We start from the raw sequence: 12,426 nt of genomic DNA on the forward strand, positions 1-12,426 counted from the left end.
GGTCAGAGGCTCGGACGCTTCTGGATGATCGGGGCCGATCGCGGCACGCCATTCGGGAACGTGCCCACCATTTGCAAAGCACGCGCCTTCTCCGCCTGCTTCTTGCCTTCATGCGGCATGCGCGACGAGGTCGAATATTTGCGGCTGACTGCGCGACGATGTGCACGCGATCCGGGCTGAAAGCGATGCACACCGCCGAGGCTCATTGCAGCCCCGATGAAAACGAGCCATCTGGGGATAAAACTACGATTGGCGCGCATATCCATGCTGTTTCTCCTGAAATAGCCATTTAGGGGCGGAAATTTGTCTGTGCTGGGCCGTAAAAAGCGGCCATGAGAGGTTCGCGGACAATCGCCGGGCGCGAGCCGGTGGCGATCCGGTAATGAGCCAAAAGACCGCGTGCACGCCGTGCCGGAGCCTCGAGAACGCCCGCCTCGACGAGCGCATTGAGACGCCTGCGCACCGTCATGCGGCTGCAACCGGTGACGGCGACGAGTTGGTCGCAGGTCACCGGCTGGCCGGGTCGGATGTAACGGAGCAGGTCCACTTCGACGCGTGCGAACATGGCATCACCTCACTAGGGCAGCGGGAAAGATCGGTCGATGAACCAGATGCCGGCCGCCAGACAGCCAGCGATGACGACGCAACTGGCACCGGCGAAGAGCAGGATTGCGCCGATGGGGTCGAAGTTGTCCATCACACGCCCCCGTAAAATGCCGCTGTCAGCGCGTCACGGCGCGCGAGCCGCCCGTTGTCGGCCAGCTTTCGAACGTAGTAACGGCGCCGGCGCATGAACAGCTCGTGCGGGTCTTGCTTGTTGAGCCATCGCTCTTGCCGCTGCTCAGCGGTGAAATGCGCGGGTTCCTTGGCGCTCTGCCCTGCTCCGAGGCGATAGCGCTTCTGTGCCTTCCCATTGCGAGAGACGCGCACCCAGTCGAAGACGTGGACCTCTCCGCGTAGCACAGCGGCGTCGAGCAGTTCGCGGACCTGCTGCCCAGAGAGGTAAACGGTGTCGGCAATCGCTTGCGTGGTGAGCAACGCGCCGCCATGCAATGCCGCGCGAATGCGCTTCCATCCCTGCGACCCTCGGGGCTTGCTGCCGAGTTTGAGCGCGTTGGCCTTCTGCCGGAGATGGTCTACGGTGCGCCCGGGCAGCCGGTGCACCTGAGACTCGATCGGCTCGGGCGACGACCATATCTCGCGCAGGATGGCTTTGTCCTCTTCGGACCAGCGAACGTAGCGGCCGGTCATCGCGCGTTCTCCCGCGTGATCGCCAGCGAGAGGATGGCCAGAGCGTCGGCCTCGTTGTCATCCTTCGGGCGGAAGCCCCGCGCCTGTGCGGCGGCGATCATGTCGGGTTTCTTGGCGTTGCCTGCGCCGGTCCATGCCTTCTTCACCTGCCCCACACCTACGCCCGTCATTTCGATGTTTCGGCCAGTGCACCAGTGCTCCAAGTGCGCGAGGAAGCCGCCATAAACGTGTGCGGCGATGATCTGCCCCGGGCCGTGGTTCTTCACGTCCTCGAAATACACGGCATCGATATCGCCCACGGTGGTGCACATCTGGTTCAAGTGCGCACGAAATTTGTTCCAACGCTGTCCCGCGACAGTGCTGGAGCCAATCGAGGTGGAACACAAAATGCTGCCGCTGCGCACCACGCCGTTCCGGTCTACGGTGGCCCAGCCGAGTTTCGTGCCAAGGTCGAGCGCGAGAATGCTGCGGCGCGTCTCAAACGCGGGCGCGCTCGCGAGGGGCGGGAATTCGTCTGGTGCATCGACGGTTTGCGTTTGTGCGCAAACTCGGGGCATTTCGTCGAAGAGCGTCATTCGGCCATCTCCGGGATGAGGGATTGAATGGCTGGCGGCGTGAAGGGCAATTCGGCGCTTGGCACGGTGCGCACCTTCGCCTTGTCCAGATCGGCACAGCACTCGGCGACGAGCGTCAGGTACAGACGCTCGGTCCAAAGCTTCACGGAGTCCTGTTCGTTGATCGTGCGGGTGTGCTCTACGAAGGCATGCTCCTTGCGGTCGAAAACCTTCGTGGTACGGATCTGGTTCGACGGGGCGAGGTCGGGTCGACCGATTCGCGCCATGGCGTCAGAAGCGGCGCGGTGCCGCCCGTTGGCCCAGTCGAAGGGATGGATCGTTGCCGCGTTGAGGTACGCCCTCACGAAGGCAGCCCGGGCGTGCATGCGTGCAGTGACCTCCTGCCAGTGCATCGGCATGACGTGCGCGTGACAGCCGCAAAGCCAATCGGCACCGGTCCTCGTGGTGCCGGCCAGCATGCAACCGTGAGCGGCACACGCCCATTTCGGTCCCGAATCCTGCGCGTTGGTGACGGTATCGCTCATGCCGCTGCTCCTCGAGAGTTTTCAGCCTGCTTGCGTTTGATGCGGTCGATGTACGAATCACGGGACTCGCCGACGCGTGCTTCACCGGCGCCGCATTCACGAGCCACTTGCGTGAGCTGGATGTCGTTGAGCGTGTGGAGCGGCGGTGCTTTGGGTTTCGGTGCGGGGCGCCGGTGCTTCTCGACGAAAGAGCGCACGAAACCTGCGTTGACGGGATTCGGGTCGTGGGCGTTGTCGCGCGCCTCAACGGCGGCGTCGTACGCGGCACGCAGTTCGGCGAACGTAAGACCGGTACCGGCGAGGTCGATCACCTGCTGTGCGCTAGCGGTCAATCCACTGGGAAGCTTGTTGCGCGAACGCTCCCAAGCGATCAGATTTTTCGACACTTCGACGGCGGTGAGCATGTCCGTGGAATCCGCGGCGTGCGCGGATTCACCAACGTCGTCGTTAGAACCTATGGTTTTAGGTTTACGTTCTGTTCCGTTCTGTTCCGCTCCGCTCTGTTCCTTTCCTTTAAGAGCGTTTTCCGGAGGAATTCCAGCGGAAGTTTTTACGTTTCCTCCGGAAGTGACTCCGAATTCCGCAGGAAACAGTTCGCGTTCCAGAGGAAAGCCCATCTCTATCCAATGCTCTAGCTCGGGTATTTCCAGAGGAATCAGGCTCTTTTCCGCCCGCGCTCTGTTCCTTTTCCGCAGTCGTTCCACAAGCTTTCCATGGGCATGACGATGTTTCGCGGCCCATGCGTTGTTGACCTTCTCGGCCAGCACTTGGTGATACAGGCGCCCGTCTGCGCATTTCACCCAGCCATGAAGAGCGCCCGCGCGGACATCAAGCCACGTCTCGTCGAGCTTGCCCTTGTGCCAGTAGCCAGCGCGTTTTGCCAGCCACTCGTCGTTGTCAGGAAGTGAGCCAGCCGGGACCTCGTGCCAAGCAACGCACCAGAGCAATACGGCTGACCAGCACGATTCAGGCGACTCGTCATGCACAAGATCCGATCCAAGCAGGCGTGGAACGTCGATCGGCATTTCTCGGAAATTGCGCAGGTCGCAATCGGCAGCAGTAAGGGGTTGCGGGAGATCAATCACGGGTCACCCCCTGCGCCGCAGCACAAACCACGTGGGCGTGATGACGGCGGCCAGCACCACGGCAACGATGATGTCGGCGGTCATGGTCAAAGCCCCTTCAGGCGCTCGTACTGGCGCCCTTCCAGATACTTGAAGGCCAAACCTTCAAGCGCTTCGATCTCAAGCCGCGCGACGACCATCGCGTCGAGCGGCGCGAGTTGAAGGCCGAAAGCCGCCAGTAGCAGACAAACGTCCTTCATATCGTCGAGGCGCCGGCTGATCGTGCTCGCGTGCACGCCGAGGCATTCCGCAGCACGACTCTGCGTGGTGCGTGCAACTGCGCGCAAAAGCTCCGCGTGATTGCGTGCACCGACCATGCGTGTACTTTCCGCCTCGTCGGCTGAAACTGTTTCTGCGGTGGTCATGCGGCCACCTGATCGGTGCTTTTGGGTTCAAGGTCTTTGAAAGCCTCGGGGTACGCGAGACGCAAGAACTGCAACCGAGCCTTCGGAATGCCGTTGATGCGCCATTCGTGAACCGACGGCGGCTTGCACTCGCAGATTCGAGCCACAGCCGACGTGCCACCGAGGCGGTCGATTACCGCGTTGGCTAAGTTGTCCATCCGAACCTCCATGTGATTTCGAATGGATTTTAGGCCGACCTAAGACGAAATGCAAGTTACAGCTAAAACAACTGTGGTTAGGCTCGACTAATGGATACCTGGAATAAGCGACTTGCTCTCGCACTTGAGCAAAGTCCATACAATGCAAACGCCCTTGCGACGGCGCTCGGGGTTGCCGCCCCCAGTCTGTCCGCGTGGATTGGGGCAGGCACAATCACGCCAGCGAAAGACATCAAGGCCGAAAATCTTCTCCGAGCATGTGAGCTTTTGGGAGTGCGACCTGAGTGGGTATTGTTTGGGAAGTTGCCTATAAAGCGCGAGGGAGCGGCATGGCCGTTCCAAGGCGTGACACGCGAACAGTACGAACAACTCCCCGAACGGGAGCGGGCGCGCGTAAGTCGGTTTATGCGCGACACATGGGAAGATTGGATCGCATCCCAGCCGCCGGAGGTCAAGAAGGCCGGATAAGAGGTCCGCCGATGGCTCAGGTGATCTCACTGTCGGACCGAAGAAAAAGACCTACATAGAACCCGTTGGAAGTAAGCCGCAACGAAAACAGGCCGCCTAGAGCGGCCTTCTTTTCGTCATCAATATTAGGCCGGACTAAAATAATTCTTGACGAACTCTTTAGGTCGACCTAAGATTGCCTCACATCCACACGGAACGCGAGGCACAAATGAACGCCCCTCTCCCCCAAGCCATCCATCGCCAGATTGGCTCCATGAGCCAGAGCGAAGCCGCAGAAGCGCTGGATCGAATCGACGCTGATTTCGACGCAGCGGTCGTTGCACGCGCGTCGCTGATTGAGCGCGCGGCTCTCCCGAGCGACATCACCGAAGTGCTGGGCGCGCTGGTCCTGCCGGAAGACGTGACGGTGATCTGCGCCGCGTTCCGCTCGGGCGCTGCTGATCTGGCGCTCGGCCCGGTGCTGGTGCGCATCATTCGCCGCGAATGGCGCGATCAGGCCGAAATCGAGTGCATCCGTCTCGCTGAGGCTGCCGTCACTCCGGGCCTGCGCATGTCGGATATCACCGCCAAGGACTTGCAGCGCGCCGCTGTGATCGCGCAGATGGGGGTGAAGCATGGATAAGCACACGCCGGGGCCGTGGTGTGGTTCATCTGCCGGTTCGATTACTCCTAGGCAAAATCCCAGCTTGCTCATCGCAGATGTGTTCGGAGCCGGAATGGCCGACACACAACTGATCGCCGCTGCGCCGGAACTGCTGGAGGCGCTGGACAAGCTCACCGATGTCTACGCCGCGATGCGAGTGAACCTTGTCAAGCAATACCCACAGGACGGTTGGTCCACCGAGACGATGACTCTCGACGCAGCTCGCGCCGCCCTCGCCAAAGCCCGAGGTGAAGCATGAGCGCTCTCAAATTCGGTGGCGCTGGCGAAATAGCTCCGGCAGATGTGAAGACCCCATGTGACGAATTCGAGAATGCTATTCGAAAAATTGGCGTCGTTGCTGCTTGTGAGTGGTTCGGATACGCGGCTGACAGTGACTTCACCAAGGAAACGACTCAGTGGCTTTTGGCTAAGACTGGAGGAGAGGCATGAGCGAGCTCAACGACGGCGGTCCGGCTTTTCCCACCACAGATGAAAACACGACCATCCATGCGGGATTCGGCATGATGCTGCGCGACTACTTCGCGGCGAAAGAGATGACCGCAATCATCGCGCAGCTAGACGGGGGACTCGACTACAAGGAAGACGACGTTGCCATCATGGCCTATGACATGGCCGACGCCATGCTTCGTGCCCGCGAGCCGAAGGAGATCGTATGAGTCGCGATCACTGCACGATCTGCCTGCAACGCGGGCACACGGCGTCTAGCTGCCCGCACGTCGCACGCCGTCGCCGCCCGGCGATCATCCGCGCCATCGACCGTTTCACAGCCAGTTACCCGGGCGTCGCCGCTCTCATCGCTATCGCCGTCATCGCGCTCGGCTGTGGCGTCGTCGGCACGTTCGACCTTGAGAATGATCTGCGCGCCGCCCAGCCCGTCGTTTTCCGGAGCGTCTGAGATGAACGCACCCATGCGCGCGGCTGCTGGTCGGATCGTGCACGGCCTGCCGATCGAGGATTACCACGCCGACACCGAGTCGGTTTCGAAGACCGGGCTCGACCTGATCGCCCGTGCGCCTGCCATTTACTACGCCCGCATGCTCGACCCGCAGTATGAGCACGTCGCTGTTGCGCTCGGCGAAGACGGCGACGAAATGAAGCCGGGCCAGTTGGAGGGCACGCTTGCCCACTGCGCGATTCTCGAGCCTGAGGAATTCGGTCGGCGTTATGCGATCGGGCCAGCAGTGCGCCGCAACACCAACAAATGGAAAGAGTTCGAGGCCGCGGCACGCGCCGACGGGAAAGTCGCGATCAAGGGTGCGCAGTATGACGCCGCGATGTGGCAAGCCGAGTCGGCCATGCGCCATCCACGCGTGAACGAACTGCTGGCGGGGAATCACAGCGTGGAAGTCTCCGCGTACTGGCGCGATCCTCAGACGGGCATCGCCTGCCGCTGCCGTCCCGACTTGGCCGCGCAGGTCGGCGCGTCGACGTCGATCCTCATGGACGTCAAGACCTATACCAATGCGTCCGCCGAAGAGTTCCGCCGCCAGATCGCGCGTAAGCGCTACCACGTGCAGGACGCTTTCTACACGCAGGGATACGAGATCGCCGCAGGGACGTCGGTCGAAGAGTTCCGCTTCTGCGTGATCGAGACTGAATGGCCGTTCGCTGCGCAGGTGTTCAAGCTCGGCGACGAGAGCCGCACCGAGGGCTACAACGAGGTGCACCGAAACCTTGATGTGTACGAGCGCTGTGCGCGAACAGGCGTGTGGCCGGGCTATGGCACCGACACGACCACGATAGAGCTGCCGCCGTACGCGATGACCTATGAAGAAGTGGAGATTTCCTATGCCGAATGACATTACCGACCTGCGTCACACGGTCGTGCCCAAGAGCGACCAGCTCAATGCCGAGCAACTGCTGACCAGTGACCTGACGATCACCGTGACCGACGTGCGCGTTGGCGGTGGTGCTGATCAGCCGGTCAGCATCCATTACCAGCACGACGACGGCCGGCCGTTCAAGCCGTGCAAGACGATGCGCAAGCTGCTGATTTTCGCGTGGGGCGAAGACGGCCGACGCTGGATCGGCAAGTCGATGACGCTGTTCAACGAGCCGAGCGTGAAGTTCGGCGGCGAGGTGGTCGGCGGCATCCGCATCAGCCACCTGAGCGACATCGAGCGCGACATCGCCATCTCGCTCACGTCGACGAAGGGCAAGAAGGCTCAGCACTTTGTGAAGCGTCTCGTCATGGCACAGGCTGTGACTATCGAGCAGGTGCTCGATGCCATTGCATCGATGAGCGACAAGAAGTCGCGCGATGCCGCCAAAAACCTTGCCATGCAACTCGTCAACGAGGCTGACGTCGAGGCCGCGCAGAAAGCGTTCAACGATCGCGTGGCAGCACTGCGCGGCCCCGCAGCACCTTCCGACAGCCAGTAACACGTCCACCACCCGGAGATACCCACCATGTTTGAACTGACCAACCAGAAAGCGAAACTCCTGTCCGTCCGTGCTCTCGGTGAACAGGACACCGACAATCCGAAAGCCGAGCTCGAAATGAAGTGGTCATGCGTCGTGCCGAATGTGCTGCTGGCCGAGTTTCACCCGCAGTTGCGCGACCTTCTCTACAAGAAGCCGGAGGACGCGCAGCAGCCCGATATGGTAGACCCGGATATGCCGTCGGAACTGCGTTTCCCGGACATGAGCGGCTTCAAGTGGGGCAAGGAATACGCAGGTCACAAACTCGTCGTGGCCTACGGTGTGGGCGGCAAGAGCGACATCGTCCTCGAAGACGTGAAGGTCGACAAATTCCGCCTGCTCCCGATTCAGGGCGGCAGCACGCAGATCAACTTCCGCACCGTCGGCGCCCCGGCCGAAAAAGACGTCGGCAAACTGTGCAGCTTCGTGCGCCGCGAGATCGATATCAACCTCATCGCGCCCCCGCCGCAGACGGTTCAGCAACTGTTCAACGAACCGGACGCCGCCTGACATGCGCCTCCCGACCACAACCCAAATGGTCAAGTCGCTGGAGCAAATCTCCGGCGACCTCACCGACCAAGAGCGCGCGGCCCTTGCGCCGATCAGCGCCGTCATGCACAGCGGCCAAGTCACACAACTCACCGGCGAGCAGGTCGAAGCGCTCGACGCTATGTACTCGGCCTACTTCGGGAGCACTGCGAATGTCTGAACTCAAGACCGTGACGTTTGATGCGACGCTGCTGCCGTGCCCGTTCTGCGGCTGCGAAAACATCCTGATCGCGCCGGATGAATATGGATCTGGCGGCCAGCATGTTTCTCCGTATCACATCGTATGCCGCGTATGCAAAACCGAACAAAGCGATGACGAGCCGGAATCGGCCATTGCTAAATGGAACACTCGTCCCCCCACGCCAGTCGCACAGAGCGCAGGGCAAGAGCCGGTAGCGTGGTTCACGGACGACCACCTGATCGATAAGTCTGCGACGACGTGGGACAAGGCGACCGCCGAACGCTGGGCAGCGAAGGGCTGGCCGGTGTGGAATCTGTACCGATCGATGCCGCGCGCCGGAAATCTCGGCGATGGCCTGCGCAAATTCCTGGATGCCGCCGCAGGTGACGGTCTTGTATGCAATGGCGTCGACGCGGCCGATTTGTATGTCGAATTGTTCGGCGACACGCTCCCCGATGCTGCGGCCGAGCGCGCCGCAGATGCGCAGCAGGAGGAAAAATGATCCTGCACAGCACGCATGTGTTCGAAGCGTACAGAGCCGCTTTCAAATATTCCCCTGATACCGGCGAGATATTCCGTCTCAAGGACGGTAAGCGCATGGAGTTCATGTCCGATCAGGGGTACCCGGTCATATGGTTTCACGGCATTCGTCGTCTGTCGCATCGAATGGCATGGGAGATGCACTTCAGCGAAACGTGCCCCATACAGCTCGACCATATCAATGGCGTGCGTACCGACTTTCGCCTAACCAATCTGCGCGCCGCGACCAATTCGACCAACTGCATGAATAAAGCGGTTTTGGGCAAATCGGGACTGAAAGGCGTTTCGTACCACCGTCAGCACAAACGCTGGTATGCGCGTATCCAAGCGGACGGAGCAAAGAAGATGCTCGGGTATTTTGAAACGCCCCACGAGGCAGCTCACGCCTATAACAAGGCAGCGATCCAATACCACGGCTCCTTTGCCGTGCTTAATCCGGTGGGGTACTGAAATGCAAGAGGAAATCAAATCGGCGCTTCGCAAGGCTTACAACCTTGGTCAGACCTATTGGCAGCAGGCCGACAGCGAATACATTTCCCAGCAGCGTAAGTCCGACGAGACGCATGCGAAGTTCGAGCAGCTCGTGGCCGATACGGTTGCCGCCCTCACGTCTCCCGCGAAGGTGGGTGGGAATGAGCGGGAGGCGTTTGACCGATGGTGCGCCGACAAGGATTACGGATCGTTCACCACGCGTGAATTACTGTGGCCGTGCTGGCAAGCCCGCGCCGCGCTGTCGGCGGATGGCGGGGAGGAATCGCCGAGCCTCACGAACCCGCTGACGCCATACGGGATGCTTGTGCGCGCACTCCGAATCGCAACGGCCACGACGCTGATGGATATGGCGCGCCATCACAACACGCGGCCTTCCCTCTTGTCTGGAATGGAACTCGGCCGCAAGCCTGTGACGATCGACGATGCAATCGCTGCATCCGAGTTCTTCTCAGCGCACGGTGTGGCCGGCACGCTCGGAGCGCTGACCGTTGCATTACAAGCCGCTATTGCCGACAGTCAGGCGAAGGGGGAGTGATGGCGAAGATCACACAACGACCAACAGTCCACGTCGGGGCTGTCTTCGAGTTCAGCGAAGCCGAAATGCGGGCACTTGATGCGCTGACCGGATACGGCGTCGACGCCTTCCTCGAGGTGTTTTACAGACAACTCGGGAAGACGTACATGCAGCCGCACGAGGCTGGATTACGCGAACTGTTCGAGTCGGTTCGCGAACAGATCCCCGCGATTCTTCAGCGCGCAAACGAGGCTCGCAAAGCGTTCACGGCCAATCAGGCAAAGGGGATGTGATGCGTAACTGGCTCAAATGGGTATTCGCAAGGCAGGAAATGGCGATGCTCGAACGATACCGCGCGGCAGTGCAATGCGCTGACAGATGGCTCGCCGAGTTTCCAGACGCCGTAGATGCGCTCTCACATGTGAGGGCATGGGGCGAAGGCAACGGCGGCGAAACCGGATATGAGCACGACATCGAAAAAGTGCGCGAGCGCATGCGACTCCGATTCGGAAGTTACGACCCCGAAGCGCACGGATTGCCGCCATATCCGACTGGGAAAGTTACTGGCCCATGCGTCTGTGGATCGTGGCCCGGTGGCGAATGTCTCAAATGTCTTGTTGTGCCCTCTCAGGCAGCGGAGGAGCGGAAATCGTGAAGATGACGAAAGCTCAACGCGAGCAGGTGCGCCAGAAGTACGACGGCCATTGTGCCTACTGCGGTTGCGATCTTCCTGAGCGCTGGCATGCCGATCACTTCGAGCCGTGCATTCGTGACCTGAAGCGTGTAGACGCATCTAACGGCGGCGTGCGTCTCGCGACGACTACACCGCTCAGGCCAGAACGCGACGTGATCGAGAACATGATGCCTGCCTGCCCGCCATGCAACATCAGCAAGGCGTCAATGTCGCTCGAATCGTGGCGCGGCTGGCTGGCCGGACACATCAACTCACTGAACAGCTACCACCCGATCTACCGACTGTCGAAGCAATACGGTCTGCTTCAGGAAACCGGTGCGCCCGTGGTGTTCTATTTTGAGCGCGTCGACGGCGCTAAGGGGGCGTGCTCATGAGACAGAACGAGATCATTCTGGGCGACTGACATGCGAGGCGCCTACTACAACGAGCATGACAAATACGCCGCCGATTGGATCCGCAACCTCATCGCCGCCGGGCATATCGCGCCCGGTGACGTCGACACGAGAGATATCCGCGATGTTCGACCTGACGACCTCCGAGGCTACACACAGTGCCATTTCTTCGCCGGCATCGGCGTCTGGTCCTATGCACTCCGACTGGCAGGCTGGCCTGACGACCGACCTGTTTGGACCGGTTCCTGTCCGTGCCAACCTTTCAGCGCGGCAGGCGCAGGACTTGGGTTTGCTGACGAGCGGCACCTATGGCCGCACTGGTTCCACCTCATCCGCGAACTCATGCCTGCAAGCGTGCTTGGAGAACAAGTCGCGAGCAAGGACGCAGGGCCTTGGCTCGACCTTGTACAAGATGACATGGAAAGCTTGGGTCACGCCTTCGGGGCGATCCCGTTTCCGTCTGCGGGCGTCGGTGCTCCGCACATCAGAGATCGCCTTTACTGGCTGGCCCACGCCTACGGCCAGCGAAGCCGGAGGAACGCCCGAACAGTTTCTGGAGCGCAAACGGCGCTCGATCGCACGCGGCTCGAAGATGGGGGTTGCACTGACCGACCTTGGGCTGGTCGCACAAATGGCAGGATGGCCGACCACGACAAGCACGGACGCACTGCGCAAGCCGTCGCCGAACTTCACCACGCCGAACGTGACGCTCAACCATGCCGCAGCGCTCGCGGGGTGGACAACGCCGAGCGCCAGCGATTCGACACGATGTGGCACAGGGATTACAGCGGGGATGACAGGCAGCTCGCTGGCGCAGCAGTCGAAAGAAGCACAGGGCCCGGCCCGACTAACAGCTTCTGGCGAGATGCTGATTGGCTCCTCTGCCGGGATGGAAAGTGGCGGCCAGTTGAACCCGGCACATTCCCGCTGGCTCATGGGGCTCCCGCGAGAGTGGGACGACTGCGCGCCTACGGCAACGCGATCAACGCGCAAGCGGCGGCCGAGTTCATCCGGTGGGTGAACGAGGCAATCAAGGAAACAGCATGACCACCCACCCGGCCACGGCCGAAGCACTGAAAGAGATTCTGCGGGTGACTGCCCGCGCCTGGGAGATACGAGGATGAATGCCCAACAGCACACCGAACATACCCGCGCACCGAAGCGCGCACGCGACGACAAGCCGACGTTGCCCGCCGAGGGCTTTGTTCGACTGCCGCAGGTACTCGCCGTGTTTCCCGTCTCGCGCACGACGTGGTTGCGTGGCGTGAAGGAAAAGCGCTACCCTGCACCGGTTCAGTTGTCACCCAGCACGGTGGCATGGCGAGTCGAGGATATTCGTGACTTGCTCGCCTCGGTTGCAGCCAACGGCCACGAGACTGGGGGTACTTCTGGGGGTATCGGAACGCAGGAAAACTGACAGATCACCGCCAGAAGAGGCTCACACGGCATTTTCCCGTTCCTCTCTCCGGCACCAG

At 61.1% G+C, this 12,426-nt stretch carries 24 protein-coding genes; 16 read left to right on the forward strand and 8 right to left on the reverse strand.

The genetic code is table 11. From position 1 onward, the window contains the following. Positions 1–2 precede the first annotated feature (2 nt). From PIN31009_RS27665 to PIN31009_RS27700, 8 genes are all read right to left on the reverse strand, one after another. Positions 3–266, reverse strand: a complete 264-nt coding sequence (locus tag PIN31009_RS27665) for a hypothetical protein (RefSeq protein ID WP_150792165.1) — start codon at positions 264–266, stop codon at positions 3–5. 23 nt (positions 267–289) lie between these two features. After that, positions 290–565, reverse strand: a complete 276-nt coding sequence (locus PIN31009_RS27670; protein ID WP_150792166.1) for a helix-turn-helix domain-containing protein — start codon at positions 563–565, stop codon at positions 290–292. Between the two features lie 131 nt (positions 566–696). Continuing rightward, complete coding sequence (locus PIN31009_RS27675) at positions 697–1,251, reverse strand: hypothetical protein (protein ID WP_150792167.1); 555 nt, start codon at positions 1,249–1,251, stop codon at positions 697–699. After that, positions 1,248–1,826 carry a RuvC family protein gene (locus tag PIN31009_RS27680; RefSeq protein WP_150792168.1) on the reverse strand — a complete coding sequence of 193 codons (579 nt, stop codon included), beginning with the start codon at positions 1,824–1,826 and terminating at the stop codon, positions 1,248–1,250. The genes PIN31009_RS27675 and PIN31009_RS27680 overlap by 4 nt, the downstream gene beginning before the upstream one ends. Then, on the reverse strand, positions 1,823–2,350 hold the full coding sequence (locus PIN31009_RS27685) for a hypothetical protein (protein ID WP_150792169.1): 528 nt from the start codon (positions 2,348–2,350) through the stop codon (positions 1,823–1,825). Before PIN31009_RS27685 ends, PIN31009_RS27680 begins: the two co-directional genes overlap by 4 nt. Next, on the reverse strand, positions 2,347–3,435 hold the full coding sequence (locus PIN31009_RS27690) for a DUF1376 domain-containing protein (RefSeq protein WP_150792170.1): 1,089 nt from the start codon (positions 3,433–3,435) through the stop codon (positions 2,347–2,349). Before PIN31009_RS27690 ends, PIN31009_RS27685 begins: the two co-directional genes overlap by 4 nt. Before the next feature lie 86 nt (positions 3,436–3,521). Beyond that, positions 3,522–3,839, reverse strand: a complete 318-nt coding sequence (locus PIN31009_RS27695; RefSeq protein WP_150792171.1) for a CII family transcriptional regulator — start codon at positions 3,837–3,839, stop codon at positions 3,522–3,524. Next, positions 3,836–4,036, reverse strand: coding sequence for a helix-turn-helix domain-containing protein (locus tag PIN31009_RS27700; protein ID WP_150792172.1), 201 nt, complete (start codon positions 4,034–4,036; stop codon positions 3,836–3,838). The genes PIN31009_RS27695 and PIN31009_RS27700 overlap by 4 nt, the downstream gene beginning before the upstream one ends. A gap of 676 nt (positions 4,037–4,712) precedes the next feature. Here PIN31009_RS27700 and PIN31009_RS27705 point away from each other — a divergent pair. The 16 genes from PIN31009_RS27705 to PIN31009_RS27770 all read left to right on the forward strand — a co-directional run bounded on the left by PIN31009_RS27705 (position 4,713) and on the right by PIN31009_RS27770 (position 12,368). Continuing rightward, on the forward strand, positions 4,713–5,126 hold the full coding sequence (locus PIN31009_RS27705; RefSeq protein ID WP_150792173.1) for a hypothetical protein: 414 nt from the start codon (positions 4,713–4,715) through the stop codon (positions 5,124–5,126). 94 nt (positions 5,127–5,220) lie between these two features. Continuing rightward, positions 5,221–5,406: a hypothetical protein gene (locus PIN31009_RS27710; RefSeq protein ID WP_150792174.1), complete on the forward strand. Its 186-nt coding sequence runs from the start codon at positions 5,221–5,223 to the stop codon at positions 5,404–5,406. After that, a complete protein-coding gene (locus PIN31009_RS27715) occupies positions 5,403–5,597 on the forward strand; it encodes a hypothetical protein (protein ID WP_150792175.1) in 195 nt (64 codons plus the stop codon). Before PIN31009_RS27710 ends, PIN31009_RS27715 begins: the two co-directional genes overlap by 4 nt. Beyond that, positions 5,594–5,824, forward strand: coding sequence for a hypothetical protein (locus tag PIN31009_RS27720; protein WP_150792176.1), 231 nt, complete (start codon positions 5,594–5,596; stop codon positions 5,822–5,824). The genes PIN31009_RS27715 and PIN31009_RS27720 overlap by 4 nt, the downstream gene beginning before the upstream one ends. After that, positions 5,821–6,063, forward strand: coding sequence for a hypothetical protein (locus tag PIN31009_RS27725; RefSeq protein ID WP_150792177.1), 243 nt, complete (start codon positions 5,821–5,823; stop codon positions 6,061–6,063). Before PIN31009_RS27720 ends, PIN31009_RS27725 begins: the two co-directional genes overlap by 4 nt. 1 nt (position 6,064) lies before the next feature. After that, complete coding sequence (locus PIN31009_RS27730) at positions 6,065–6,967, forward strand: PD-(D/E)XK nuclease-like domain-containing protein (protein ID WP_246185905.1); 903 nt, start codon at positions 6,065–6,067, stop codon at positions 6,965–6,967. Further along, complete coding sequence (locus PIN31009_RS27735) at positions 6,957–7,550, forward strand: hypothetical protein (RefSeq protein ID WP_150792178.1); 594 nt, start codon at positions 6,957–6,959, stop codon at positions 7,548–7,550. Before PIN31009_RS27730 ends, PIN31009_RS27735 begins: the two co-directional genes overlap by 11 nt. Positions 7,551–7,577: 27 nt before the next feature. Then, a complete protein-coding gene (locus PIN31009_RS28060) occupies positions 7,578–8,099 on the forward strand; it encodes a hypothetical protein (protein ID WP_174997420.1) in 522 nt (173 codons plus the stop codon). Between the two features lie 25 nt (positions 8,100–8,124). Further along, entirely contained in the window at positions 8,125–8,298 is a 174-nt protein-coding gene (locus PIN31009_RS28065) for a hypothetical protein (RefSeq protein ID WP_217426856.1), read from the forward strand. Then, positions 8,291–8,821: a Lar family restriction alleviation protein gene (locus PIN31009_RS28070; RefSeq protein WP_174997422.1), complete on the forward strand. Its 531-nt coding sequence runs from the start codon at positions 8,291–8,293 to the stop codon at positions 8,819–8,821. The genes PIN31009_RS28065 and PIN31009_RS28070 overlap by 8 nt, the downstream gene beginning before the upstream one ends. Then, positions 8,818–9,309 carry an HNH endonuclease gene (locus PIN31009_RS27745; RefSeq protein ID WP_174997423.1) on the forward strand — a complete coding sequence of 164 codons (492 nt, stop codon included), beginning with the start codon at positions 8,818–8,820 and terminating at the stop codon, positions 9,307–9,309. The genes PIN31009_RS28070 and PIN31009_RS27745 overlap by 4 nt, the downstream gene beginning before the upstream one ends. 1 nt (position 9,310) lies before the next feature. Then, positions 9,311–9,886, forward strand: coding sequence for a hypothetical protein (locus tag PIN31009_RS27750; protein WP_150792181.1), 576 nt, complete (start codon positions 9,311–9,313; stop codon positions 9,884–9,886). Then, positions 9,886–10,158, forward strand: a complete 273-nt coding sequence (locus PIN31009_RS27755) for a hypothetical protein (protein ID WP_150792182.1) — start codon at positions 9,886–9,888, stop codon at positions 10,156–10,158. The genes PIN31009_RS27750 and PIN31009_RS27755 overlap by 1 nt, the downstream gene beginning before the upstream one ends. Positions 10,159–10,522: 364 nt before the next feature. Next, the gene (locus PIN31009_RS27760; protein WP_246185906.1) at positions 10,523–10,933 is read left to right on the forward strand and encodes an HNH endonuclease; all 411 of its coding nucleotides are present in this window, start codon (positions 10,523–10,525) and stop codon (positions 10,931–10,933) included. A gap of 30 nt (positions 10,934–10,963) precedes the next feature. Then, the gene (locus PIN31009_RS27765; protein ID WP_150792184.1) at positions 10,964–11,998 is read left to right on the forward strand and encodes a DNA cytosine methyltransferase; all 1,035 of its coding nucleotides are present in this window, start codon (positions 10,964–10,966) and stop codon (positions 11,996–11,998) included. A 73-nt stretch (positions 11,999–12,071) separates the two neighbouring features. Further along, complete coding sequence (locus PIN31009_RS27770) at positions 12,072–12,368, forward strand: helix-turn-helix transcriptional regulator (protein ID WP_150792185.1); 297 nt, start codon at positions 12,072–12,074, stop codon at positions 12,366–12,368. Positions 12,369–12,426: the final 58 nt, after the last annotated feature.

The sequence above is a fragment of the Pandoraea iniqua genome (genome assembly GCF_902459685.1).
GTDB lineage: Bacteria > Pseudomonadota > Gammaproteobacteria > Burkholderiales > Burkholderiaceae > Pandoraea > Pandoraea iniqua.

Coding starts and splice junctions, on each gene's coding strand:
- PIN31009_RS27665 (WP_150792165.1), bottom strand. CDS start 266: ATGGATATGCGCGCCAATCGTAGTTTTATCCCCAGATGGCTCGTTTTC.
- PIN31009_RS27670 (WP_150792166.1), bottom strand. CDS start 565: ATGTTCGCACGCGTCGAAGTGGACCTGCTCCGTTACATCCGACCCGGC.
- PIN31009_RS27675 (WP_150792167.1), bottom strand. CDS start 1,251: ATGACCGGCCGCTACGTTCGCTGGTCCGAAGAGGACAAAGCCATCCTG.
- PIN31009_RS27680 (WP_150792168.1), bottom strand. CDS start 1,826: ATGACGCTCTTCGACGAAATGCCCCGAGTTTGCGCACAAACGCAAACC.
- PIN31009_RS27685 (WP_150792169.1), bottom strand. CDS start 2,350: ATGAGCGATACCGTCACCAACGCGCAGGATTCGGGACCGAAATGGGCG.
- PIN31009_RS27695 (WP_150792171.1), bottom strand. CDS start 3,839: ATGACCACCGCAGAAACAGTTTCAGCCGACGAGGCGGAAAGTACACGC.
- PIN31009_RS27700 (WP_150792172.1), bottom strand. CDS start 4,036: ATGGACAACTTAGCCAACGCGGTAATCGACCGCCTCGGTGGCACGTCG.
- PIN31009_RS27705 (WP_150792173.1), top strand. CDS start 4,713: ATGAACGCCCCTCTCCCCCAAGCCATCCATCGCCAGATTGGCTCCATG.
- PIN31009_RS27710 (WP_150792174.1), top strand. CDS start 5,221: ATGGCCGACACACAACTGATCGCCGCTGCGCCGGAACTGCTGGAGGCG.
- PIN31009_RS27715 (WP_150792175.1), top strand. CDS start 5,403: ATGAGCGCTCTCAAATTCGGTGGCGCTGGCGAAATAGCTCCGGCAGAT.
- PIN31009_RS27720 (WP_150792176.1), top strand. CDS start 5,594: ATGAGCGAGCTCAACGACGGCGGTCCGGCTTTTCCCACCACAGATGAA.
- PIN31009_RS27725 (WP_150792177.1), top strand. CDS start 5,821: ATGAGTCGCGATCACTGCACGATCTGCCTGCAACGCGGGCACACGGCG.
- PIN31009_RS27730 (WP_246185905.1), top strand. CDS start 6,065: ATGAACGCACCCATGCGCGCGGCTGCTGGTCGGATCGTGCACGGCCTG.
- PIN31009_RS27735 (WP_150792178.1), top strand. CDS start 6,957: ATGCCGAATGACATTACCGACCTGCGTCACACGGTCGTGCCCAAGAGC.
- PIN31009_RS28060 (WP_174997420.1), top strand. CDS start 7,578: ATGTTTGAACTGACCAACCAGAAAGCGAAACTCCTGTCCGTCCGTGCT.
- PIN31009_RS28065 (WP_217426856.1), top strand. CDS start 8,125: ATGGTCAAGTCGCTGGAGCAAATCTCCGGCGACCTCACCGACCAAGAG.
- PIN31009_RS28070 (WP_174997422.1), top strand. CDS start 8,291: ATGTCTGAACTCAAGACCGTGACGTTTGATGCGACGCTGCTGCCGTGC.
- PIN31009_RS27745 (WP_174997423.1), top strand. CDS start 8,818: ATGATCCTGCACAGCACGCATGTGTTCGAAGCGTACAGAGCCGCTTTC.
- PIN31009_RS27750 (WP_150792181.1), top strand. CDS start 9,311: ATGCAAGAGGAAATCAAATCGGCGCTTCGCAAGGCTTACAACCTTGGT.
- PIN31009_RS27755 (WP_150792182.1), top strand. CDS start 9,886: ATGGCGAAGATCACACAACGACCAACAGTCCACGTCGGGGCTGTCTTC.
- PIN31009_RS27760 (WP_246185906.1), top strand. CDS start 10,523: ATGACGAAAGCTCAACGCGAGCAGGTGCGCCAGAAGTACGACGGCCAT.
- PIN31009_RS27765 (WP_150792184.1), top strand. CDS start 10,964: ATGCGAGGCGCCTACTACAACGAGCATGACAAATACGCCGCCGATTGG.
- PIN31009_RS27770 (WP_150792185.1), top strand. CDS start 12,072: ATGAATGCCCAACAGCACACCGAACATACCCGCGCACCGAAGCGCGCA.